Annotated in this window: 24 protein-coding genes; 1 reads left to right on the forward strand and 23 read right to left on the reverse strand. The window is 48.2% G+C overall.

What is annotated here, in order from left to right:
- Positions 1–59 precede the first annotated feature (59 nt).
- The 20 genes from KNO98_RS02895 to KNO98_RS02990 all read right to left on the reverse strand — a co-directional run bounded on the left by KNO98_RS02895 (position 60) and on the right by KNO98_RS02990 (position 19,684).
- A complete protein-coding gene (locus KNO98_RS02895; protein ID WP_026825833.1) occupies positions 60–320 on the reverse strand; it encodes a stage V sporulation protein S in 261 nt (86 codons plus the stop codon).
- A gap of 26 nt (positions 321–346) precedes the next feature.
- Positions 347–1,141, reverse strand: coding sequence for a TIGR00282 family metallophosphoesterase (locus KNO98_RS02900; protein ID WP_214698846.1), 795 nt, complete (start codon positions 1,139–1,141; stop codon positions 347–349).
- Between the two features lie 48 nt (positions 1,142–1,189).
- Complete coding sequence (gene rny, locus KNO98_RS02905; RefSeq protein ID WP_026825831.1) at positions 1,190–2,752, reverse strand: ribonuclease Y; 1,563 nt, start codon at positions 2,750–2,752, stop codon at positions 1,190–1,192.
- 187 nt (positions 2,753–2,939) lie between these two features.
- Positions 2,940–3,989 (reverse strand): recombinase RecA, encoded by a 1,050-nt coding sequence (recA, locus tag KNO98_RS02910; protein WP_026825830.1) that lies wholly within the window; start codon positions 3,987–3,989, stop codon positions 2,940–2,942.
- A 76-nt stretch (positions 3,990–4,065) separates the two neighbouring features.
- Positions 4,066–5,292 (reverse strand): competence/damage-inducible protein A, encoded by a 1,227-nt coding sequence (locus tag KNO98_RS02915; RefSeq protein WP_214698848.1) that lies wholly within the window; start codon positions 5,290–5,292, stop codon positions 4,066–4,068.
- Positions 5,293–5,354: 62 nt separating this feature from the next.
- Positions 5,355–5,933, reverse strand: coding sequence for a CDP-diacylglycerol--glycerol-3-phosphate 3-phosphatidyltransferase (gene pgsA / locus KNO98_RS02920; RefSeq protein WP_026825828.1), 579 nt, complete (start codon positions 5,931–5,933; stop codon positions 5,355–5,357).
- Positions 5,934–5,965: 32 nt separating this feature from the next.
- Entirely contained in the window at positions 5,966–6,838 is an 873-nt protein-coding gene (locus KNO98_RS02925; protein WP_214698850.1) for a helix-turn-helix domain-containing protein, read from the reverse strand.
- 27 nt (positions 6,839–6,865) lie between these two features.
- The gene (locus KNO98_RS02930) at positions 6,866–7,642 is read right to left on the reverse strand and encodes a YmfK family protein (RefSeq protein WP_214698852.1); all 777 of its coding nucleotides are present in this window, start codon (positions 7,640–7,642) and stop codon (positions 6,866–6,868) included.
- A 93-nt stretch (positions 7,643–7,735) separates the two neighbouring features.
- Positions 7,736–8,449 carry an elongation factor P 5-aminopentanone reductase gene (gene ymfI, locus KNO98_RS02935; RefSeq protein WP_235181838.1) on the reverse strand — a complete coding sequence of 238 codons (714 nt, stop codon included), beginning with the start codon at positions 8,447–8,449 and terminating at the stop codon, positions 7,736–7,738.
- Positions 8,428–9,687, reverse strand: coding sequence for an EF-P 5-aminopentanol modification-associated protein YfmH (gene yfmH, locus KNO98_RS02940; RefSeq protein WP_026825825.1), 1,260 nt, complete (start codon positions 9,685–9,687; stop codon positions 8,428–8,430). The genes ymfI and yfmH overlap by 22 nt, the downstream gene beginning before the upstream one ends.
- The gene (gene yfmF, locus KNO98_RS02945; protein ID WP_214698854.1) at positions 9,684–10,922 is read right to left on the reverse strand and encodes an EF-P 5-aminopentanol modification-associated protein YfmF; all 1,239 of its coding nucleotides are present in this window, start codon (positions 10,920–10,922) and stop codon (positions 9,684–9,686) included. The genes yfmH and yfmF overlap by 4 nt, the downstream gene beginning before the upstream one ends.
- A gap of 7 nt (positions 10,923–10,929) precedes the next feature.
- A complete protein-coding gene (locus KNO98_RS02950; protein WP_214698856.1) occupies positions 10,930–11,481 on the reverse strand; it encodes a cob(I)yrinic acid a,c-diamide adenosyltransferase in 552 nt (183 codons plus the stop codon).
- Positions 11,482–11,530: 49 nt separating this feature from the next.
- Positions 11,531–13,240: a sensor histidine kinase gene (locus KNO98_RS02955; protein ID WP_214698858.1), complete on the reverse strand. Its 1,710-nt coding sequence runs from the start codon at positions 13,238–13,240 to the stop codon at positions 11,531–11,533.
- Positions 13,237–13,953, reverse strand: coding sequence for a response regulator transcription factor (locus KNO98_RS02960; RefSeq protein ID WP_026825821.1), 717 nt, complete (start codon positions 13,951–13,953; stop codon positions 13,237–13,239). Before KNO98_RS02960 ends, KNO98_RS02955 begins: the two co-directional genes overlap by 4 nt.
- Positions 13,954–14,113: 160 nt before the next feature.
- Complete coding sequence (gene ccsB / locus KNO98_RS02965) at positions 14,114–15,298, reverse strand: c-type cytochrome biogenesis protein CcsB (RefSeq protein WP_026825820.1); 1,185 nt, start codon at positions 15,296–15,298, stop codon at positions 14,114–14,116.
- Complete coding sequence (gene resB / locus KNO98_RS02970; RefSeq protein WP_214698860.1) at positions 15,298–16,842, reverse strand: cytochrome c biogenesis protein ResB; 1,545 nt, start codon at positions 16,840–16,842, stop codon at positions 15,298–15,300. Before resB ends, ccsB begins: the two co-directional genes overlap by 1 nt.
- Positions 16,843–16,861: 19 nt before the next feature.
- Positions 16,862–17,443 (reverse strand): redoxin domain-containing protein, encoded by a 582-nt coding sequence (locus KNO98_RS02975; RefSeq protein WP_051545970.1) that lies wholly within the window; start codon positions 17,441–17,443, stop codon positions 16,862–16,864.
- A 136-nt stretch (positions 17,444–17,579) separates the two neighbouring features.
- Positions 17,580–18,338: a pseudouridine synthase gene (locus KNO98_RS02980; protein ID WP_214698862.1), complete on the reverse strand. Its 759-nt coding sequence runs from the start codon at positions 18,336–18,338 to the stop codon at positions 17,580–17,582.
- Positions 18,339–18,342: 4 nt separating this feature from the next.
- Entirely contained in the window at positions 18,343–18,936 is a 594-nt protein-coding gene (gene scpB, locus KNO98_RS02985; RefSeq protein ID WP_026825818.1) for an SMC-Scp complex subunit ScpB, read from the reverse strand.
- Positions 18,914–19,684, reverse strand: a complete 771-nt coding sequence (locus KNO98_RS02990) for a segregation and condensation protein A (protein WP_214698865.1) — start codon at positions 19,682–19,684, stop codon at positions 18,914–18,916. Before KNO98_RS02990 ends, scpB begins: the two co-directional genes overlap by 23 nt.
- 83 nt (positions 19,685–19,767) lie before the next feature.
- Between KNO98_RS02990 and KNO98_RS02995 the strand changes: the two genes are divergently transcribed.
- On the forward strand, positions 19,768–20,235 hold the full coding sequence (locus tag KNO98_RS02995) for a DUF309 domain-containing protein (RefSeq protein ID WP_214698867.1): 468 nt from the start codon (positions 19,768–19,770) through the stop codon (positions 20,233–20,235).
- 142 nt (positions 20,236–20,377) lie between these two features.
- On the opposite strand, the gene KNO98_RS03000 is transcribed toward KNO98_RS02995, so the two are convergent.
- The 3 genes from KNO98_RS03000 to KNO98_RS03010 form a co-directional block, all read right to left on the reverse strand.
- Positions 20,378–20,734, reverse strand: coding sequence for a GCN5 family acetyltransferase (locus KNO98_RS03000; protein WP_026825815.1), 357 nt, complete (start codon positions 20,732–20,734; stop codon positions 20,378–20,380).
- Positions 20,735–20,823: 89 nt separating this feature from the next.
- Positions 20,824–21,264, reverse strand: a complete 441-nt coding sequence (locus KNO98_RS03005) for a peptidylprolyl isomerase (protein WP_026825814.1) — start codon at positions 21,262–21,264, stop codon at positions 20,824–20,826.
- 113 nt (positions 21,265–21,377) lie between these two features.
- Positions 21,378–22,679, reverse strand: a complete 1,302-nt coding sequence (locus KNO98_RS03010) for a pyrimidine-nucleoside phosphorylase (protein ID WP_214698869.1) — start codon at positions 22,677–22,679, stop codon at positions 21,378–21,380.
- Positions 22,680–22,694: the final 15 nt, after the last annotated feature.

The following is a 22,694-nucleotide window of genomic DNA, read 5'->3' on the forward strand; positions in this document are numbered from 1 at the left end:
GAGGAGCCATCCGCGCCGATGGCTCCTCTATACAAGAATAGGACCTATGTCCCTACTGCTCATCGTGGCTCGATGATGAGCTTGATGGCAGTACGTTCCTCACCGTCTATCATAATATCCGTAAAGGCTGGAATGCAAATCAAATCGAGACCGCTTGGCGCGACAAAGCCTCGGGCGATTGCGACGGCTTTGACGGATTGATTCAGCGCACCTGCCCCAACCGCCTGTATCTCACACGTTCCTTTTTCACGTAGCACACCCGCTAAAGCACCCGCAACGGAGTTAGGGTTCGATTTTGCCGAAACTTTGAGTACGTCCATTCTTGTTTCCCCCTCGGGTAGGTTGTTCAATCAAACCAGACGGTCTGATCATCTAGGTGTATTCGTTCGATTTTTGTCGCTCGTTTCGTCTGATCATCGATTGTAATGAAAACTCCATTAAGTTGTTCCCGTCCCTCGGCAACTTCAAACCGAACTGGGAGTTGTGTCATAAATTTTTTTAAGACGACCGATGCATCCATCCCGAGCACCCCGTCTAGTGGACCGGTCATGCCGACGTCTGTAATGTAGGCCGTTCCGTTCGGTAGGACACGCTCGTCCGCTGTCTGCACGTGCGTATGAGTTCCTACTACGGCTTGAGCGCGTCCATCGAGATGATACCCCATCGCAATCTTTTCACTTGTCGCCTCGGCGTGGACATCGACGAAGATCGCATCGACCTCGTCACGCACTTCTTCAATGAGACGGTTGACAGTCCGGAACGGGCAGTCAAGAGATGGCAAGAAGACATTTCCCATGACGTTGATGACGGCCAATTTCTTCCCATTCTGCTTTAGCTTCATCATCCCGACACCCGGTGTCCCATCCGGATAGTTGGCCGGACGAACGATCCGGTCGGCATCGTCGATCCAATCAAAGATGTCGCGGTTGTCCCACGTGTGGTTCCCCATCGTCACCCCATGAAAGCCGAGCTCCAAAAACTGTTGATAAATCTTTTTCGTGAGACCGCGTCCGTTCGCCGCATTCTCCCCGTTGACGAGCATGAACGTCGGGTTGTATTTATCTTTCAACCGACCAATCTGATTGCTTAAAATATCTCGACCTGGTTTACCGACCACGTCACCGATAAATAAAATTTTCATATAAAATCCTCCCTCAAACAGAAAAAGCGGAGAAATTCTCCGCTTCGTTTACTTCGCATAATCGACGGAACGTGTTTCACGAATGACCGTCACTTTAATTTGTCCAGGATAATCGAGTTCATCCTCGATTCGCTTACAAATATCGCGTGCCATCTTGCCGGCGACGACATCGTCGACGACATCAGGACGAACGATGATTCGGACTTCACGTCCCGCTTGAATCGCATACGATTTTTCGACACCTTCAAACGACTCACAGATTGACTCGAGTCGTTCGAGACGGCGAATGTAGCTTTCAAGTGTCTCTTGGCGAGCTCCTGGGCGAGCTGCTGACAAGGCGTCGGCCGCTGCCACAAGTACCGCAATCGTCGATGTCGCCTCGACGTCTCCGTGGTGGGAAGCAATCGAGTTGATGACGACCGGATGTTCTTTGTACTTCGTCGCAAGTTCCACACCGATCTCGACGTGACTACCTTCGACTTCGTGGTCGATCGCTTTACCGATATCGTGTAAGAGCCCTGCCCGCTTCGCGAGCGTGACATCTTCCCCGAGTTCGGCTGCCATCATCCCGGCAAGGTGTGCCACCTCGACCGAGTGAGACAAGACGTTCTGACCATAACTCGTACGATAGCGCATGCGACCGAGTGTTTTGACGAGGTCTGGATGGAGTCCATGAATCCCGGCTTCGAACGTTGCTTCTTCTCCGTACTCACGAATGCGCTCATCCACTTCCCGACGCGATTTCTCGACCATCTCTTCAATTCGAGCCGGGTGAATCCGACCGTCTTGAACGAGTTTTTCAAGCGTCATTTTGGCGATTTCACGGCGAACCGGGTCGAAACCTGACAAAATGACGGCTTCTGGTGTGTCATCAATGATGAGGTCAATCCCAGTCAACGTCTCGAGCGTCCGGATGTTACGACCCTCACGCCCGATGATGCGACCTTTCATCTCATCACTCGGTAAGTTAACAACGGATACCGTCGTCTCAGCGACATGTTCAGCAGCGTATCGTTGCATCGTGAGAGATAAGAGGTGTTTCGCTTTTTTATCCGCTTCTTGTTTTGCTTTTTGCTCGATTTCTTTTTGAAGGAGAGCAGCATCATGAAGCGCTTCCTGCTTCGCTTCGTCCATGATGATGGTACGTGCTTCATCTTTCGAGAGGGATGCCACGCGTACAAGTTCTTGGCGTGCCTCTGCGTATAAGTCCTCCACTTTGCTTTCAAGCATTTCTGCTTCACGCTTGCGCTTTTCGAGTCCTCGTTCCTGTTCATCAAGTGAGTCTTCTTTCCGCTCGAGCATGTCTGCTTTGCGGTCGAGAAGCTCTTCTTTTTGAACGAGGCGATTCTCTTTCACTTTCTGGTCTTCGCGACGTTCACGTAATTCCTGTTCCGTCTCATTACGAAGTTGAATCATCTCTTCTTTTACTTCAAGCCGTGCTTCTTTTTGCATCGCTTCCGATTGTTGTTTGGCTTGCTCCACAATCTTAGTCGCTTCCGTCTCGGCACCTTGAATCTTCGCTTCGGCGATCGATTTACGCACAAAAAAACCTGCAACAAAAGCTATCGGCAAAAGGAGGATCAGAATAAGCCAGTATAGCCATTCCATCATGTTCACCTCCCTTTCGCAAGGTTATTTTATTTTTTTAATAAGTGAGTAGCACGGGCAAGCCCACGCATAACTTTATTGTACTTATTTAAGAGTGAGAATGCAATGCACGGACAGGATAGAACTACCAATTGTCTAAAAATTATACTAAAAAAATCTCACTCGGATGATTCCAAGTGAGACAATCTGCTTATTCGTCATCGAGAAGTGAAATAACTTCGTCGTCTTCTCCTTCGACTGTGACCGTTTTTTCTCCGTTCAAGCCGTAGTGGTCGCGAATTTGTCGTTCCACTTCGGCAGCGATTGCTGGGTTTTCTTTCATGTACTGCTTCGCGTTCTCACGGCCTTGACCGAGACGTTCCTCATTGAATGAATACCAAGCTCCACTCTTTTGAACGATATCGAGGTCTGCACCGATGTCGATGAGTTCCCCTTCACGTGAGATTCCTTCTCCATACATGATATCGACTTCTGCCGTTTTGAATGGTGGCGCAATCTTGTTTTTAACAATCTTGATCTTCGTACGGTTCCCGACCATATCTTGACCTTGTTTGAGTGTTTCTGCACGACGAACTTCAAGACGCACCGAAGAGTAGAACTTCAAGGCGCGACCACCTGGAGTCGTTTCCGGGTTACCGAACATGATACCGATCTTCTCACGGATTTGGTTGATGAAGATCACAATCGTCTTCGACTTGTTCGTCGCACCAGACAGCTTACGAAGTGCCTGAGACATCAAGCGGGCTTGAAGACCAACGTGTGAATCTCCCATTTCCCCTTCGATTTCGGCTTTTGGTACGAGTGCCGCAACCGAGTCGACAACAAGGATATCAACCGCACCAGAGCGAACGAGCGCTTCAGCGATCTCAAGCGCCTGCTCCCCTGTATCCGGTTGAGAGAGAAGCAACTCATCGATGTTGACACCAAGGTTTTTAGCATACTTCGGATCGAGCGCGTGCTCGGCATCGACGAATGCAGCTTGACCTCCGCGTTTTTGAACTTCCGCAATCGCATGAAGGGCGACAGTCGTCTTACCTGAAGATTCTGGTCCGTATACTTCAATGACACGACCACGTGGATATCCACCTGCTCCGAGCGCGACATCGAGAGCGATTGACCCTGAAGGGATGACCGACACTTGTTGGTCTGTATTTTCACCAAGGCGCATAATCGAGCCTTTACCGAATTGTTTTTCAATCTGGCGCAATGCCATTTCTAACGCTTGTTTACGATCACTCATAGATAAATGAGCCTCCTTTAATTGATACTTTCATTATACGTGAACAGTTGGCGATACACAAGTTTTTTACGAACATTTATTCGCCTTTTTCAATTCGCTGGATGAGGGCCCACAACCCGTCTTTTGCAGCTCTCATACGAATCATATTACGTTCCTGATGTGGATACGTTCGCTCGATGACCTCGGTTCCCCCTGGCGTTTTCACGCCGATATAGACCGTTCCGACCGGACGACCCGAATTTGATGTCGGTCCAGCTTCACCTGTGAATGAAAGGGCATAATCGGCTTTCGATTCATGAGCCAACCCCACGACCATCTCATAGGCAACTTCTTTTGAGACGACTGAGTGCTGTTCAATTGTATCAAGGGCGACCCCCAAATACCTATTTTTTAGCTCATCCGAATACGTCACCATCCCTCCTAAAAAAACAGCTGACGAACCCGGTGTCGATGTGATCATCGACTGGACCTCACCACCGGTCAATGACTCGGCAACAGCGAGCGTTCGATTCATGCGAGTCAGCAATTGAACAAGATGCGAGGCAATCGTTTCTTCATCCGATCCAAAATAATATGAACCGACCCGTTCTAAAATTTTAGACTTCACTTCTTGAATCATCGCTCTCGCCGTCATCTCATCGACTGCACGAGCGCTGACTCGGAGTCTTGCCTCTCCAGTCTCGGCATATGGCGCGACGGTTGGATTTGCACCGTTCAACAAGTCTTTCACTGCATCGTCGAGGGCGGATTCACCAATCTCATAAAATCGTAGCGATTCCGAGACGAGCGTCGCACCTGAAAACTTTTTCGGAAACGTCTCATCGACGAGCGCTCGCATCTCACGCGGTACACCTGGGAGTAGCATCCATGTCGTATCACCAGGAATCCACATACCCGGAGCAAGCCCTACTGGATTTTGTAGCACGTCTGCTCCGCTCAACACATCGGCTTGGCGTGCATCCCCCTCATTCATCGGGCGATTACGCGAGCGAAGGAATCGTTGAATCGTCTCAAACGCTTCCTCATCCCGTACGATCGGACGTTCGAGCAGTTCAGAAAGGACCTCTTTCGTGACGTCATCCGCTGTTGGACCTAGCCCACCTGTGACGATGACCAAGTCAGAACGACGACGGGCGATCTCAAAAGTCTCTCGCATTCGTGCCGCGTTGTCCCCGACAACTTGATGATACAAGACCGGCACGCCGTACTTCGACAGTTGTTCTGATATGTAACTGGCATTCGTATTGATGATTTCTCCTAAGAGCAACTCGCTTCCTACCGCAATGATTTCGGCTCGTTTCATCTTAATTCCTCCTCGACTTCAAAAAAAAGACGAGCTAGATCAACCAACTCGTCTCTGTCGACTTACATCGACTTCACAATTATCTTGTAGTTTTGTGCGAAGTACTCAGCACCTGAATAAATCGTCAGCGCGAGTGCCAACCACATCGCCCATTCGCCAAATGGGATTCCGACATAGCTGAAAATCGGATTACCGAATAGCAAGAAGATGATGGCAAATAGTTGCACCCACGTCTTCGCCTTCCCAGATTTTCCGGCCGCGACGACAATCCCTTCGTCAGCAGCGACAAGGCGAAGGCCAGTGACAGCGAATTCGCGTGAAAGAATCACGACGACGACCCAAGCCGCAACGAGGTCCATCTCGACGAGGAGCACGAGTGCCGCCGTAACGAGAAGTTTGTCTGCGAGCGGGTCCATAAACTTACCAAAGTTCGTGACCAAATTGTGTTTGCGGGCCAAGTGACCATCCAGCCAGTCCGTAATGGCCGCAATCGTAAAAATCACACCAGCAATAAATTGGTGAAGTGGGATGTCAGCACCTAAAAAGGCGATGTTGCCCCAATCAAAATCAATAGCGAGTAAGACGACGAATACGGGAATGAGTACCACGCGTAACATCGTCAATCGGTTAGGTAGGTTCATGTAGAACGCCTCCTCTTAGAAGGAGAGTCGACTTATTCAGTGTCAACTCTCTTTACAAAAATATTTTGTGTGACCGGAGACTCTTGAAGCTCGAGCTCGCGACCGTTGACGACGATTTTCTCAACACCTGCGATGAGCCCGATTCGAATACGTAGCGTGTCCGTTTCAGCGTCTTCAATGACAATCGGGTTTTGTTTCGATTGATTTGGATATTCAGGCGCTAGGAATGCTCCTTCAAGTGATGTATCACGTACGCCAACATATGAGGCCGGGGACTCTTTTACATAAATCTCAGTTGATAATTTTTCACTCGTCATAAGTTCATATGTGATATCCGCACCGTTCGATTCTGTCACCGTAACCGGACCGGATTCTGCAGGCGGTTCTTCCTCAGCCGGATTCTCTTCAGACGGTTCTTCCTCGACAGGCTCATCTGCCGGAACATCCTCGTTTTGGTCGACCGTAACGCTAGAACTTGGCGGTTCAGTAGGACTCGCATCCTGCCCACCGAAGTCGATGCTTCTCACCGCAAAATAAACCGCAGTGATGAGCAAAAAGACAGTGAGGACAAGCAGTACTTTTGGAACCCACCTTGAAACCCGGCTCGTAGACTCCGAAGCCTTGGAATACGTTTTCTTCCGAGATAACTGAGCGGTCGGCTGTGCCTCGATTTTTGGTAAGTCTTTTGCATATGTTCCGTACAGTTCATCTACATCTAGACCGAGTGACTCCGCATACGTTTTAATGAACGCCCGTGCATAGAAAGAGCCAGGGAGATTTTTGTAATCACCTTCCTCGATCGCGATGATATAGCGCTTTTGGATCTTCGTCGTCTGTTGGATTTGGTCGAGCGTCAATCCGCTCTCCTCACGCTTTTGTTTCAAAAAAGTCCCTAGTTCTGTCACAGGGGTCCACACCTTCCATTCACATTATTATTCAAACCATTCTGACTCACGATGTGTTTCTTGTGGGATGATGATCGTTTCATCCGGGTTGTTTCTCAATTCAATAATATAATCAAAGTCTTCATACACGCAATCGGTGTTTCGGACATATAAGTCAGGATGTTCAATAACTTTCACTGCAGGCAATCGCATGACTTCACGGATGAGCTGTCGATGTCGTTCATCCATTGTACGAGTGGAGACGGCTCCATCAATTATGTATACGTGATCGCCTTCCCGTTCTTCTTCAAATAATGAGGTTCGAACGGTCTGTTTCATCAGTGTTGATGACAAAAACAGCCATCGTTTGTTTGCACACACACTCGCCGCGACGATTGACTCTGTCTTCCCAACGCGTGGATTGCCACGTACGCCAATTAACAGGTGACGCTCTTCTTTCATCAACTCCGCGACAAAATCGACGAGAATCCCTAAGTCTTCTCGGACGAAACGAAACGTCTTTTTGTCATCGCTGTCATGGTCGATGTATCGACCATGTCGAATCGCTATTCGATCCCTTAATTTGGGACGCCGTAACTTGATGACAGCGATAGCTTCCATTCGCTTCAAAATATGTTCGAGCCGATGGACATGATCAGCAGCCGGGGTTTTTAACAACATCCCACGGCGCTGTAGATCGACTCCATTGATGGTGACGATGGATATTTGAAGCATTCCCATGAGAGACGCGATATCTCCGAGGATACCCGGTCGATTTTGACACAGTTCATACTCGAGATACCACTCTTCGAATTTATGTTCCATCCCCAACCATCCTTTCGAGCGAGTTCACTACCTAGCCTATTTTAAATTATTTTAGAAGAATTGAAAAGAACTCGTTTATGTACAGTGACGAGATCATTGCCAGCCACCGTCGATGCGTAACACCGTTCCTGTCATATAGGAGGCGTCCGTTGAGCATAAAAAACGAATGGTTTTAGCAACATCTTCAGTATTCCCGAGTCGTCCAAGTGGAATGTCGTTCATCACGGATTCCTTCGACTCTTCTACCGTATCATTCATTGGCGTATCAATCCACCCTGGTGTCACCGCATTGATTCGAACATTGAACGGTCCCACTTCTCTGGCAAACGCTTTGACGAAGCCGAGCTGTGCTGCCTTGACTGTGGAGTAAAATACCTCGGCGGCCGCACCGACCTCACCCCAGATGCTTGAGACAATGACAATATCGAGTTGATGATCATACGGCTTCTTAGCTACAACGGACTGGACCAATCGAATCATCGCACGGACATGAATTTCATAGAGACGGTCGAGCTCATCGATTGCTTGGTCGACGACGAGACCATGAAGAGCGTGTCCGGCCACGTAGACGATTCGGTCGACGTTCGGCATTTCTTGTACCCACGATTCAACGGCACCTCGGTCTGTTAGGTCACAAGGGAAAAGTTCTGCCGAAAGATTTTCTTCATCAATCAAATGACGTAGTCTTTCGTGACCCTCGTTCGCATGCAAAATCAATTCATCTTCACGAAAAGCGAGCGAGACGGCACGTCCGATGGCACCGCTCGCTCCAACAATCAACGTCTTCATGGCTTTTTGACGATGCATACGGTCCGTTGCTCTTGACGGAACAACCGCTCGTACGCTTCGTATAGTTCATCTAATGTGATGTCATCAATCAAATTCGGAATCTCGAACAAGTTTCCGTCATTGAGCGCATAACGAGAAAACTGATTGGCGATGAATTCCGGTGAATTCAGTGCTTTTAAAAATTGTCCTTGCATCATGCGTTTCTTACGGTCAAGCGTTTCCTGATTGAGTTGAAGTGGACGTTCCAGTGCCTCCGTCACACGACCGACAAACGCATCGACTTCCGACGTCTCCATCGACAACGCAGCAAAGGCGAATGTTTCTTCTGACGTATAGTCAAACGAGAAGGCATCGTCAATCAGTCCTTCAGCATACAGTTCAGTATAGAGAGGGGCTGTCGTATCAAACAGTGCATGCATAAGCAATTCTACCGTCAACTCTTGCTTCAGACCCGCTTCGCCAGCTTGCGGGGCATCTTTATAGCCAATCATCACTTTCGGGACAGAGACATCCATCTCGATGACTCGTTCCGACAAACGAACCGCGATCGGCTCTTCAACCGTTTCACGGGCACTCAGCTTCGGTGCATCGAATGATTTGGTCGACTGATTGTTTCGAATCAATTCGAGCATCTCATCCGGTTCAATGTTTCCAACGACGAACAACGTCATATTGCTCGGATGGTAGAACGCTTGATGACAAACGTATAAATCTTCTGCAGTGATCTTCGAAATCGATTCGATAGTGCCCGCAATATCGATTTTAACGGGATGTGTCTCATACATTGCTTCAATCAAACCGAAATAAAGACGCCATCCCGGATTGTCTTGATACATTTGGATCTCTTGACCGATGATGCCCTTCTCTTTCTCAACCGATTCTTCCGTGAAATATGGAGTTTGAACGAAGTCGAGCAACGTTTGAACATTTTTCTGAATGTTCGACGTCGCACCGAACAAGTACGCCGTCCGTGTGAAAGAGGTGAAAGCGTTCGCCGAAGCGCCTTGACGTCCGAACTGTTGGAAGACGTCGCCATCTTCTTTTTCGAACATCTTATGTTCTAAGAAATGCGCAATACCATCGGGAACCTCGATCCAGTCTTCTAGTTTAAAGCGTCGGTCAATCGATCCATATTTGGTCGTGAACGTCGCGAATGTTTTTTCATATCCAGTCTTTTTCAACAAGTAAACGGAGAGGCCATTGTCGAGCACGTGGTGATGTAATGTCTCTCCGACGTTTGGAAAGTCTAGTTTCATGCTTCTCCTCCTTTCAAACAATAGACAGCTTCAAGCTCTATCTCATTCGCAAGGGCGATGACATGATCGCGTGTCGTGTTTTCGATAATCGCAATCTCTTCGTCTAGCGAGAATGGACGAACGTCCGCTCCGCTCATCCAAGCAATCAACTGACGCGGACTATCTCCGAGTTGACGACGTTGGTGGAACAAGAGTTCTTTCGTCTGTTGTAGCGTTTCATCTTCAAACTCGCCCGCTTGTAAAGCCTTCAATTGCTCTTCGATGATCTGTTCAGTCTTCTTCTGATTCGTCGCATCAATTCCTGCGTATACGAATAACTTTCGGCTGAGTGAACTATATTGTGAAGCAGCATAATATGCCAAACTTTCTTTTTCACGGACGTTCATAAACAGTTTCGAATGAGGAAATCCACCGAATAACCCGTTTACAATTTGCATACGTATCGCGTCTTTTGTACGTGGGTCGACATCGAGCGCATAGGCGAGATGAAGCTTGCTTTGTTTGATGTCTTGATGCTCCTCTAACCGCTTAAACTCACCTCGACTCGCTTCAGGTAACAGGCGTGGTTGACGTGTCCCAAGAGATTCCAATGGGTTAAAGGCCTGTTCGACTTGTTCACGACTGACATCCCCGACGACATAAATGTCGACACGGTCGTCTTGAATCATCGATTGATAGGCATCGTACAACGATTTTGGCGTGACATGGTCGAGTTGTTCAAGCGTACCGAGTGACGGGATTGCGAGTTCTCCTCCGAGCATCTCTTGTAGACGCTGTTGGGCGAATCGCATCTTGTCATCATAGACCGATTCGATGCGCTGGCGTTGTAGACGGCGCTCTTGCTCCACAATGAGCGGTTGGAATGCACCGTCATAGGCGTTTGGACGAAGCAGTACGTCTTCAAGCAATTTGATTGCTTGGCTCAGGACGTTTTCCCCGACAAGGTTGTCGTTGACGACTTCAAGTTGGAATTGGATGACATGCTCTTTTCCAATTTTTGAAGCGCCTGCATACAAGTTTGTGTCATACAAATCTTCTAGCGGTGTGTGAAATAACTCAATCGAAGGATAGGTCTCCGTCGATTTTTCCATGATGAATGGAAGTAGGGCTCGATCTGCTACCGTATCTGTAGAAAGTGGTGCAGCGAATGAGACGAGACAAGTCGTCGTCTTAAATTTTTTGGTCGGATAGACCGAGTAGTGCAATTGATGCTCGAACTGCTCGATTCCTTTCATCAGCCGATCACTCCTTTTTTCGTTTTGGTTGGAACACGGCAGCGCCGCGTGCATATTCTTGGTCCGGTATGCCTGCCACGACATTCGCGTAACGTGCAACCGTGAATAAATAATCACTCAAGCGATTAAAGTACGGAAGTTGCCGGTCGGCGACACCGAGTGCGGTCAAGTCACGCTCGACCCGTCGGCAGACAGAACGGGCCACATGCAGGCTCGCTGCGGCAACACTGCCACCCGGAAGGATGAAACGTATGAGCTCCGGGCATGACGTCTCCCACTCATCTATCCAGCTTTCAAGCTCCGTCACGATTGACAGATCGACCTTTTTTGGAGGTTCTCCAGTGTACATCAGTTCCGACCCGAGATCGAATAGGTCGTGTTGAACCTTCGTCAGCTGTCCACGAAGTGACTCGTCCTCTTGATGGGCAATCGCCAAACCAATGTGACTATTCAACTCATCTAGATGACCCATCGCTTCGATTTGAGGATGATGTTTGTCGACACGGCTACCGATTAAAGAAGTTTCACCCGTGTCGCCAGTTCGTGTATATCTTTTCATACGACTCCCCCCTTAAAATGCCACAAATGGTGACTCAAACGAGTCACCATTACGAGATGTGTGGTTGTTCAAATGGTAAGTAAATCTCAAATGTCGTACCGACACCAGCTGTACTCGATACGTTGACCGTCCCATGATGGGCGTCGACCACATTCTTCACAATGGCAAGACCAATCCCGGTCCCTGTTTTCGAACCACTCGTCCGCGCCTTATCGGCTTTGTAGAATCGCTCGAACACGAACGGTAAGTCTTCTTTCGGAATCCCGTGACCCGTATCGGTCAATTGAATCTGTATCCCGTCGGACATTTCGGTCGCCTCGATTCGAATCTCTCCGGAGTCGGTATGGGCGATGGCGTTGCCGATCAAGTTCGTGAACACTTGTTCGAGTCGGTCGCCGTCCGCTTCGATGAGTCGATGCGGTACGTCTGTCTGTAATTGAATTTCCTTCTCAGACGCCATTTGGTTAAACTTCCGCATGACGCGCGGCAAGAACTCCCCGATATCGAACGAGCTGAACTGCATCGTCTCTTTACCCGATTCGATGCGTGCCAAATCCAGCAAATCGTTGACGAGTCGGGCCAAGCGTAGTGATTCGTCGTAGATGATTGAGGCGAACTCCTTCGTTGCCTCGTCACTCTCTGTCATGCCGTCGATAATCGCCTCTGAATACCCTTGAAGCGTCACGAGCGGTGTCCTGAGTTCATGACTGACATTCGCCACAAAATCGGTCCGCATCTTATCGAGTCGATGACTCTCAGACGTGTCCCGAATGACGACGACGGCCCCTTCAAAATCATCCTCACCGACGAGCGGTGTGACCGTCAAAGTGTAGTAGCGGTCATCCTGTTTCACTTCAATCGTCTTTTCAGATGTCCCATCCATCACTTCCTCATAAAGAGAGAGCACGACTTCATGGGGCTGCCCGTCTTGAAGCAGCGGACTCGCTTGCGGATTCGTGACAATAATGTTCGCATGACGGTCGAGCGTAATGACACCGTCCGCCATCGAACGTAGAATCGATGCAAGTTGCAATCGTTCGCGGTCAAGGGCATCGACATACTTCGCCAACTGGCTACTCATCGCATTGAAGGAAGCGGCGAGTTCACCGATCTCATCTCGCGTCTTCGTCTCGAGACGTAAATCGAATTGCCCTTCACCTGTCTTGTTGACCGCGTCCCGCATTTCTCGAAGAGGCGCCGTGATCCGTGTCGATAAGAAGAACGCAAACACGGTCGTGACGATGATTGCCGAGGCGACGGTCCACAAGATGATGGTCCGCGCACCCGCATTCGCACTCGAGATTGCATCAAGGGGTTCTAGTAAGTACAGCGTATATTGACCGTTTGATAACGAGAATGTCGTTCGGTAAGCAAGGGCCGCTTGATCGTTAAACGATGAGAAGTTCCCGATGGCCGTTTCCCCGACCGCCTGGTACGTTTCCCAATCTTGTCGCTCAAGTTCAACCATCAAACCCTCCACTTGATTGCCAAAGTTGGATCGAACCGAACCGTTTTCGAGAATATAATTCGCACCATAAACTTCGATGATTTGATCAATCGTCTGTGACGTATCCCCTTCATTCAACAATACCGATTGAACCTGACCTCCGAGTTTGGCGAGATGCCCTCGTTCTTGGTCGATGTGAAAGGAATTAAAAAATTCAAGCATCAATACCGAGACAATGAATAAGATCACGCTGACCAAAACGAGAATCGTCAGCCACAGTTTCGTGACGATACTATTTCGACGAATCATCATTCACTGGCAGCTTCGAACTTGTACCCGACACCCCATACAGTCGTGATCATATGAGCGGCGTCTGGAGAGACCCGATTCAATTTCTCACGAAGACGTTTCACATGTGTATCGACGGTCCGAAGGTCTCCGAAAAATTCGTAGTTCCATACTTCTTTCAATAACTGTTCACGCGAAAAGACTTTGTCCACCTGTTTTGCGAGGAAGAATAATAATTCGTACTCTTTCGGTGTGAGTGCGATCTCTTCCCCATCTACCGTGACGCGGTGAGCATCGTTATCGATTGTCAGGTGTGGAAAGACGATCAAATCTTTTGACTTTTCGCTCGTCTGCATGAATTTTGTTGAGCCTGAACGACGAAGGAGCGCCTTGACGCGAAGCACAACTTCACGTGGGCTAAACGGTTTGACGATGTAATCGTCCGCTCCGACCTCAAATCCTTGAACACGATCGATTTCTTCACCTTTCGCCGTGAGCATAATGACGGGTGTCGCTTTTGTTTTTCGAAGCTCTGTACACACTTCAACACCATCCATCTTCGGCATCATCAAATCGAGCAAGATGACATCGTATTCGTTTTCAAGGGCGAGTGCGAGTGCCTCTTCGCCATTGACTGCCTCTTCAATCACATATTGTTCGCGTTCTAAGTACATCTTCAAAAGTCGGCGAATTCTTTCTTCGTCGTCGACTACTAAAATTTTCGTTTTCTCAGCCATTCCTGAAACCCTCCTAAGACCCATTACGAGTTGTAGAGAATGTTGCACATTTGTGAACATTCTACTCTCTGCCATAACTATACCACTCTATTATTTCGCTTCACAACGATGATTTGATGGACCAAATGAAAAAGAAGTCACAATCGTGACTTCTTTTAAGTCAAGCATACGAATGTAGGCCCGCAATGACCAAGTTGACGAAGACGAGGTTGAACATGATGATGGCAAATCCACCGACACATAACCATGCTGCTTTCGTTCCTGTCCAGCCGCGCTGAATACGCATATGCAAGTAATATATATAAATGAGCATCGTAATGAGGGCCCACACTTCTTTAGGGTCCCAGCCCCAAAAACGGTTCCAGGCGATCTGTGCCCAAATCATCGCGAAGATGAGGCCGCCGAGAATGAAGACAGGTAATCCAATCGCAACCGAGCGATAACTGATTTCATCAGCAAGGTCGAGGTCGACTTTTTTCGCAAGCGGTTGAAGCGCTTCTGCGACACGTTTCCGCAAAATGACGAAGCGAAGCAACGCATAAATCACGACACCGCCGATGACCGACCAAAGAAGTGTGTTCAACTTGAGTGTGTTGATCCAGTTTGGAAGTTCAAGCGACAATCCGCTTGCGCCAGACAACAGTTGTGCTCCTTCTGGGGCGAACAAGATTGGCATGAAATATTCATACGTTTCTACTTGACCACGGTCATTCGTAAATTCGACGACCCCACCGGCACCAATTCCCTTAAAGAGCATCGATACGATGATGAAGCCAAGCGTACACATGAGGACGAACATTGTCACTTCAAGCCACGTCCGCGATTTTGACTGTTCTTTCATCGACGTCTCATTTAACAAGAAAATAAGACCCGATGCAAAGCTGATCGCCAAAATGCCTTGACCGAGTGCGGCCGTCGTAACGTGGATTTTCAGCCAAACACTGTTGAGTGCAGGGATTAGCGGTGCGACCTCGCTCGAGAACATCGAGGCGAAGGCGATGACGAGTAACGCCACCGGCATCGCGAACAATCCAAGTACATCATTTCTATAAATACCGTATACGACAAGGAACCCTAGCACCATCATCATCCCAAAGAATGTCGTATATTCATACAGGTTTGATACCGGCGCATAACCGACACCTGCCCAACGCATAAAGAAATACGTCAATTGAGCAACAAAGCCGATCACCGCCAAACTGAATGCATATTTCCCATAGGCGACTCGGTTGACGTTCCGATCTTTACGCATTCCACTCACGGCGATCGTAAAGAGCACCGTTGAGATTGCATAAAGGAAGAACGCGATAAACAGCATCCGGCTGCTCCATTCAATCCATTCCATCAAGATTCCCCTCTTTCATCTGTTGACTCATTCTCCGATTCCGATGTGAATCTCGCCTGGTCCTCCCACATCGGTAAGCCCGTCTGTTCTAATAACGGCGAAACTTCCCGGCGGAGCGAAGACGGGTTTTTGTTCGTAAAGCCTGCAACGAGCACGCTGTCTTCGTGACGGCGAACCCATAAGCGTCGATGCGGCCAGTACATGCCCATCACAATCCCAATCATGAAGATGGTGGCACCGACAATTAAGATTGGATACGTGGAATCACTCTTCACACGGAGTCCGCTCGTGCTCGCCATTTCTGTACCTGCAAACTGGACATCATAACGGTTCTCTTCATCGGCGACGTTGAGACGAATACCGACCAAGTTTGATTCCGTCTCTCCTTCAGGTGATTCGATATTGAAGAAGAAGGCAGGGTTCAGAGCACGAGGTGATTTCGTGTTCGGTTGCCCATCTTTCACTTCAAAGTCCGGATACAAATCTTTCAAGGTGACAGTGACCCCATCAATCTCATAGGATTTCTCTGGATTCTCCAAATCGACTTTGAACGGACCATATTCGTCGCCGGTTTCTTTATCTGCCAACATGAACGACATCGATAAGAATTCCGGACGGCTCGAATATTGTTCCTGATACACTTCAAATTGATCAAATTTAAACGGGTGGTTGACTTTCGTCGAACCGACATCGACTTGTTCGAGTTGCGGCGATCCGTCCTCGTTCGTTCCCGTTTTTTTGAATAACGTCAGTTCTGTCTCATAGTTTTTCGGAACGGCCCCCGCTTTTTCAATGGCGGCTGCGAACTTCGCATCCTCCTCATTGTTCTCCGGGTCGTACATCTCAAGAATGAACTGATCGTTCCGTAAATAATACTCCCCATCAGTCGCTTCTAGTGAGACCGTATCTCCTTCACGCACCCACTCAAGTGTGTCTGTATGAAAAGCAGGGAATACTCGGAGCATCGCCCCGAGGAAGAAGATGACAAGTCCGACATGGTTGACATACGGACCCCAACGACCGAAGCGGTGTTTCTCCGCTAACAGGGCATCGCCGTCACGTTTGACGGTATATCGTTTCTTTTTGAGTAAAGTTGTGACTTCGTCGATTTGAGCTTCTGTCCCTTTACCTTGACCGAAGAGACGTTGACCTTTCATGAAGCGTTCTGTCCGTCTGACCGGTTGTTTCTTGAGCGCCTTATAAAGTGGGATACCACGGTCAATCGACACAACGATGAGCGAGAGTGTCAGCATGACGATTAAGCTGATATACCACCATGACGTATATAAATTATGGAATCCGAGCGCATGATAAATGGATCCCGGTGTCCCGTATTCCTGCGCATAGTATTGTTCAGCAGGTAACTGTTGCGGAATATACATTTCTTGAGGAAAGATTGTTCCGATTGCCGAACCGACAATAATCAAACCAATCAACCACAACCCCACTTTGACCGATGCAAAAAAATTCCACACGCGGTCAATGATCGATTTCGGACGACGTTTCGATCGTAAATCGGCGCCTTCATATTTCATATCTAGCATCAGTGCGTCCCCCGTTCGCTTACAATGACTTCTCGGCTAGCTCCATCAATTTTTCTTTCGAGAGTTCACCTTCATACTTTTCAATTACATTCCCTTCACCATCGATGACGAATGTGACGGGTAAATTATAAATGCCATAGGCTCCCTCGACTTCACTCTTCGTATCCATCAAAATCGGATAATCGAGACCTACACCGAGGTCGTTGATGAAGTTGTCGACGCGAAGTGGCGTTTCGCCCACGTTCACAGCCCAAAAATCGACGCCCATATCCTGAAGTGTCGCATAATTCTCTTGAACGACAGGCATCTCTTTCTTGCATGGTTCACAGAATGTGCCCCAGAAATTCAACAACATACCCTTTCCTTCGTAGTTATTTCGCTCGTAAAGGGTCGAGCCGTCGAGTGTGACGAGTTTGAAGTTCGGTGCCTCGTCTCCCGCCTCGATGCGTCCGTCGTTACCGGCCTGATCGAACAGTTGCATGACGGTGATGGCTCCCGCAAAGAGAACGACCGTCATGATCATCAATCGCCAAAATGACCTCTTTTTCTTTTTTGCGACCGCTTGTTCCATCCGGTCGTCTTTGTTTTGATCTTTTGTCATCGTTTTCACACCATCCTTCAGTTGCTATTGTACTGAAAAAACATTAAAAACGCACATTAACAGACTTTTTTCATTTTTTTGTCACACAATTTACACAATCAAAAAAATCATCCCATTTCAGGACGATTTTTTATTGTTATTTTTTCTTCTTTTTGCCTCGTGGTTTCGGCGGAACAGTCGGGTTCGCGAGTTCACGAAGCTTACTGATTTCTTTGTGTGAGAGCTCACGCCAGTCACCTGTGTTGAGACCGTCCAGTGTCAAGAAACCGAACTGTTCACGTTTGAGTTTAATGACCTCGGAACCGACTGCCTCGACCATGCGACGAATTTGACGATTATGCCCTTCTGAGATGACGATTTCAAGAATCGCCGTGTTCTTCTTCTGGTCCACAGACTTCATCTTCACTTTCGCGCTTCCTGTCTTAAAGCCATCATCGAGCTCCACGCCTGACTCAAGTTGTTTAATGGCCAAGTATGACGGGACATTCTTCACTTTCGCCACATAGCGCTTTTGGATTTTATATTTCGGGTGCGTCATCATGTTTGAGAACTCTCCATCGTTCGTCAAGATGATGAGACCTGTCGTATTGTAGTCAAGACGTCCGACAGGGAAAACACGTGCCCCTGGTGGTACGAGGTCTGTGATGACTTTGCGCCCTTTGTCATCTTCTACCGTCGATACATAGCCGCTCGGTTTGTATAGTAAGTAATAGACATGTTCTTCTTGTTCGATTTTGACACCATCGACCTCAATCTCCGTTTTCGGTCCAACTTTTGTCCCGAGTTCCCGGACAACTTTCCCATTGACGCGGACGCGACCATCTAAAATCATTTCTTCTGCTTTCCGGCGTGAGGCGATCCCCGCTTGTGCGATTACTTTTTGTAAACGTTCCATATCATTAATCCTTCTCCAATCTCTCTTCTTGCTTCGATGATTCCTGACCGAAGAACAAATCTCCTTCGTCCGTCAGTTCATCTTCAAATGTTAATGGTGGTAATTCCTCGAGTGAATTAAATCCGAAGTGATCGAGGAAGTGCTCAGTCGTGCGATATAACTTGGCACGGCCGATCGTTTTTGCACGTCCTGCCGATTCAATTAACCCTTTCGACAGTAGCGTATGAATGACACGCTCCACTTTGACACCACGAATTTCTTCGATATCTGCCCGTGTGACCGGCTGTTTGTAAGCGATGATGACCAAAGTCTCCATCGCCGCACGCGAGAGCGCCTGCTCAGCCATCGTCCCGACATACTTTTGAATGTAGGGAGCAACGTCAGGAATGGTCACGAGCTTGTAGACTCCTGCCGACTCCATTAGTTGAAACGGTCGATTCGATTTGTTGAATGAGATCTCTAGCTTACTGAGCTGTTCGCGTGCCGCGGCTTCTGAGATATCGAGTGTCTCGGCGAGAGCACGCACTTCCATTCCCTCATCACCGACGACGAATAGCAATCCTTCGATAATCGTTTCATAAGACAACAACCGCTTCATCCCCTTTCTTTGATGATTCGATGAACGAAATTTGAATGTCTTGGTCAAGTTGTTTCGTCTCGACGACCCTGAGCTTAATCAACTCAAGGAGCGCCATAAACGTCACCACGAGATCCGAGATGTTCGGTCGTTCTACAAAGAAGGCAAAAAACGATGTTTGTCGCGTCGAGGACACGTGGTCATGAAGTCGTGTCATCTGTTCTTCAAGAGTTCGCTCTTCACGTTTGATCGTCTTTTTGCGTCGCTCTTTCCAACGTTTACGTTCAATCATCTTTGAATAGGCGTGGAGAAGATCCGAAAAGTTGAGGGGGCCGTCATACTTCGACACCTCGTCTGACATGTACGTCGTCAAATCTTCACCTGGTCGCGTATACAGTTCAAGACGGTTTTCTTCTTGTTCGCGCATAAAAACGACTGCTTCTTTATAAGCTTTGTATTCAATCAATTGACGTATGAGTCCTTCACGCGTCGGTTCATCACTGAAATCTGGAACATCCTCGTCATCCTCGACCGGAACGGGCGGTAGCAACTGCTTACTCTTCAATTGGAGCAACGTTGCCGCCATGACCAAATATTCACTGGCCACGTCGAGTTCAAATTTTTGCATCGTGCGAATATAGCCGACATACTGGTCAGTGACTTCTGCCACGGAAATGTCGACGATATCAATCTCCATTTTTCCGATCAAATGGAGCAACAGGTCGAGTGGACCTTCGAACGTATCAATTTTAACGTTATAGGCTTCCATAGAGACACCTGCCATTTTACATTTTTGCGCTTTAGTATAACATGTTTTATAACACCGTGGACACGAAAGGAGAAAATTGATTCATGACCCCTTTTATTCATTATACGTTGCTTTTTGAATGTCATGCCGATTATTTCGAATGTCATGAGGTATTAGAAGAAGCATGGCAGGAAGGTGGACGACAACATCACGGCTATGCGGCACTCATTCAATACGCTGTCATTCACTATCATCTTCGGCGCGATAATCTCATCGGTGCGAAAAAGAGCTTGCGTCTCTTACGTCAAAAAGTCGACGTCGCTTCTCCCTATTTGAATAAGCTCGGTCTAGATGTCGAAGCATTCATCTCACAGCTTGATGAATGGCCGTTAATAACGACACTTCCCTTGCAACAAGAAGTTCGTGAGACGGTCGAAGCACTGAAACCGTCGTTCCCGACGACGGAGCTGTCGTTCGAGGAGCTCGTGCACAAGCATCTTCATCGTGACCGCAGTGACGTCATCACGGAACGGGAGTTAGCGCTTTTAGAACGGCAACGCGCGCGAGGATGATCCTGAGCCTTTAACAAATCATACGTTGTGTTTTTTCAAAAGCTCGAACTCAATCAATCAGCTCTCCAGATTGCTTCGATCAACTCATAACGACGTGTAAAACCCCCGCAGTCACGGATGTGATTGCGGGGGTTTTTTGTCATCAGACGACCAATTGATTCCATTTGTCCAATAAATCGCCCGTCTTGCCTGTACCGGTTAACGTCAAATCAAGTGGAAGGACGTTTCTTACCTCGTCTAGAAGCTCGTAAGAACGTTTCTCGCCACGGAATGATGGCGACAAGGCGATATGGTCGATGACCATCGTCGTGCCTTTTTGCTCCATACCAATGATACCAACGAAGTCTTCACCGACTTTCCACAAGTAGAGGAACTTCGACTCCTCCTCGTCGTACAATCGGACGAGTTCAAGCAAGCTGAGCGGAGATTTGTCACTACAAGAGAATGCGAGTAGACCCATCGCCGTCTTTTCATGAGAACGTTTATATTTTACCAGCATCGCTGGGTTCACCACCTTTAGTCATTCAAGTTTCACGACGTGAACACGTGAGAGACATGGTTCATTGTGCCATAACCTTCAGGCAAAAATCAATTCTCGTCCCAAACTTTCACTTCAGCCATCTTCGTTCCTTGACGAAGCTTGACTGCGTGCTCAAGTCCAGATGTCACTTTACCGAATACGGTGTGAACCCCATCCAAGTGTGGCTGTGGCTCATGGACGATGAAGAATTGTGAAGATCCTGTGTCACGTCCTGCGTGTGCCATCGACAGTGACCCTGCTTCGTGTTTGTGAGGGAACGATGTCGATGTCTCGCATGGAATCGTGTAGCCAGCGCCGCCCATTCCTGTCCCTTGTGGGCAACCGCCTTGGCTGACGAACCCAGGGATGACACGGTGGAACGTCAATCCGTTATAAAAGCCGCTGTTCGCAAGTTTTTCGAAGTTTTCAACCGTGATCGGTGCTTCATTGTGGAATAAATCAAATTCAATCATTTCGCCATTTTCAAGTTTCATTGAACCTTTTTTCATGTGTCAAGCAACCCCTTTTCGTATATGTATCCTGCTATTCTTCATTCACATTACCCATCTTATCAAAAAAACACGTCTGTCTCCACTTTTTTTGTGGAAACAGACGTTCTGTCTTATTGGATGACAGCGTGAACGAGTGGACGGGCTTCTGGTTTCGTCGCACCAATCGTATACGCATGGTCTAAACGTTCGACAGCTGAAGACATGTCTTCGATGTTCGAGCGAAGTACTGCAATTACGTCTCCTGCCTCGACACGATCACCGACTTTCTTCTCAAGCGTGATGCCTGCCGCAAAGTCGATTTTATCTTCTTTCGTCGCGCGTCCTGCACCGAGGAGCATCGCCGCGACACCCACTTCGTCTGCGATGATTGACTCGACGTATCCAGCCTCTTTCGCAACGAATGTCGCCTCGTACGAAGCTTGTGGCAATTTGGTCACGTCATCGACGAGTGACGCGTCTCCACCTTGGGCTTCGATAAATTTGCGGAACACCTCGAGGGCATGACCGTCCGCAATCCGTTTCTCGAGGTCAGCATACGCTTCTTCGAAAGTTGGATAGAAATCACCGAGTACTGCCATATGTCCTGCAATTGTGAGAGCGATTGTTTTCAAGTCTTCAACTTCTTTACCAGACAGAACTTCAATCGCTTCTTTCACTTCGTTCGCATTGCCGATTTCAAACCCGAGTGGTTGGTCCATATCCGTGATGACAGCGACCGTCTTACGGCCTACGTTCTTCCCAATCGCGACCATCTCTTCTGCGAGTGCTTTCGCATCATCAAACGACTTCATGAATGCACCAGAACCTGTCTTGACATCAAGGACGATACTGTCTGCACCCGCTGCGATTTTCTTCGACATAATTGAGCTTGCAATGAGTGGAATCGACTCGACTGTAGCCGTTACATCACGAAGCGCATAGAGACGCTTGTCCGCTGGCGTCAAGTTTCCAGTCTGACCGATGATTGACATCTTGATGTCGTTCACTTGTTTCGTGAATTGTTTTTCTGTCAATTCAACGTCAAACCCCGGGAATGATTCGAGCTTATCAATCGTTCCGCCAGTGTGGCCGAGTCCACGACCGCTCATCTTCGCGACCGGGATACCGATTGATGCGACGAGTGGTGCCACAATCAAGCTGATTTTATCCCCGACTCCGCCTGTTGAGTGTTTGTCGACTTTCTTCCCTTCGATATTCGAAAGGTCAATCGTGTCCCCTGACTTGACCATTTCCATCGTCAAAGCAGCCGTCTCATTTTCAGTCATCCCATTGAAGTAGATGGCCATTGACAATGCAGACATTTGATAGTCAGGAATCGACTCGTTCGTGAATCCTTCGACCACAAAGCGAATCTCCTCTTCGTTTAATTCTCCACCGTTACGTTTTTTCAAAATCAAATCGACCATACGCATAACTGTCGTCCTCCT

This window comes from Exiguobacterium sp. s57 (genome assembly GCF_018617685.1).
In the GTDB taxonomy this organism is placed as follows: Bacteria; Bacillota; Bacilli; order Exiguobacteriales; family Exiguobacteriaceae; genus Exiguobacterium; species Exiguobacterium marinum.

Coding starts and splice junctions, on each gene's coding strand:
- KNO98_RS02950 (WP_214698856.1), bottom strand. CDS start 11,481: ATGAAAAGATATACACGAACTGGCGACACGGGTGAAACTTCTTTAATC.
- KNO98_RS02995 (WP_214698867.1), top strand. CDS start 19,768: ATGACCCCTTTTATTCATTATACGTTGCTTTTTGAATGTCATGCCGAT.
- recA (WP_026825830.1), bottom strand. CDS start 3,989: ATGAGTGATCGTAAACAAGCGTTAGAAATGGCATTGCGCCAGATTGAA.
- KNO98_RS03010 (WP_214698869.1), bottom strand. CDS start 22,679: ATGCGTATGGTCGATTTGATTTTGAAAAAACGTAACGGTGGAGAATTA.
- yfmF (WP_214698854.1), bottom strand. CDS start 10,922: ATGAAAGGAATCGAGCAGTTCGAGCATCAATTGCACTACTCGGTCTAT.
- yfmH (WP_026825825.1), bottom strand. CDS start 9,687: ATGAAACTAGACTTTCCAAACGTCGGAGAGACATTACATCACCACGTG.
- KNO98_RS02895 (WP_026825833.1), bottom strand. CDS start 320: ATGGACGTACTCAAAGTTTCGGCAAAATCGAACCCTAACTCCGTTGCG.
- KNO98_RS02955 (WP_214698858.1), bottom strand. CDS start 13,240: ATGATGATTCGTCGAAATAGTATCGTCACGAAACTGTGGCTGACGATT.
- ccsB (WP_026825820.1), bottom strand. CDS start 15,298: ATGGAATGGATTGAATGGAGCAGCCGGATGCTGTTTATCGCGTTCTTC.
- KNO98_RS03000 (WP_026825815.1), bottom strand. CDS start 20,734: ATGCTGGTAAAATATAAACGTTCTCATGAAAAGACGGCGATGGGTCTA.
- KNO98_RS02960 (WP_026825821.1), bottom strand. CDS start 13,953: ATGGCTGAGAAAACGAAAATTTTAGTAGTCGACGACGAAGAAAGAATT.
- KNO98_RS02975 (WP_051545970.1), bottom strand. CDS start 17,443: ATGACAAAAGATCAAAACAAAGACGACCGGATGGAACAAGCGGTCGCA.
- ymfI (WP_235181838.1), bottom strand. CDS start 8,449: ATGCATCGTCAAAAAGCCATGAAGACGTTGATTGTTGGAGCGAGCGGT.
- KNO98_RS03005 (WP_026825814.1), bottom strand. CDS start 21,264: ATGAAAAAAGGTTCAATGAAACTTGAAAATGGCGAAATGATTGAATTT.
- KNO98_RS02980 (WP_214698862.1), bottom strand. CDS start 18,338: ATGGAACGTTTACAAAAAGTAATCGCACAAGCGGGGATCGCCTCACGC.
- rny (WP_026825831.1), bottom strand. CDS start 2,752: ATGATGGAATGGCTATACTGGCTTATTCTGATCCTCCTTTTGCCGATA.
- KNO98_RS02930 (WP_214698852.1), bottom strand. CDS start 7,642: ATGGAACATAAATTCGAAGAGTGGTATCTCGAGTATGAACTGTGTCAA.
- pgsA (WP_026825828.1), bottom strand. CDS start 5,933: ATGAACCTACCTAACCGATTGACGATGTTACGCGTGGTACTCATTCCC.
- resB (WP_214698860.1), bottom strand. CDS start 16,842: ATGCTAGATATGAAATATGAAGGCGCCGATTTACGATCGAAACGTCGT.
- KNO98_RS02915 (WP_214698848.1), bottom strand. CDS start 5,292: ATGAAACGAGCCGAAATCATTGCGGTAGGAAGCGAGTTGCTCTTAGGA.
- KNO98_RS02990 (WP_214698865.1), bottom strand. CDS start 19,684: ATGGAAGCCTATAACGTTAAAATTGATACGTTCGAAGGTCCACTCGAC.
- KNO98_RS02900 (WP_214698846.1), bottom strand. CDS start 1,141: ATGAAAATTTTATTTATCGGTGACGTGGTCGGTAAACCAGGTCGAGAT.
- scpB (WP_026825818.1), bottom strand. CDS start 18,936: ATGAAGCGGTTGTTGTCTTATGAAACGATTATCGAAGGATTGCTATTC.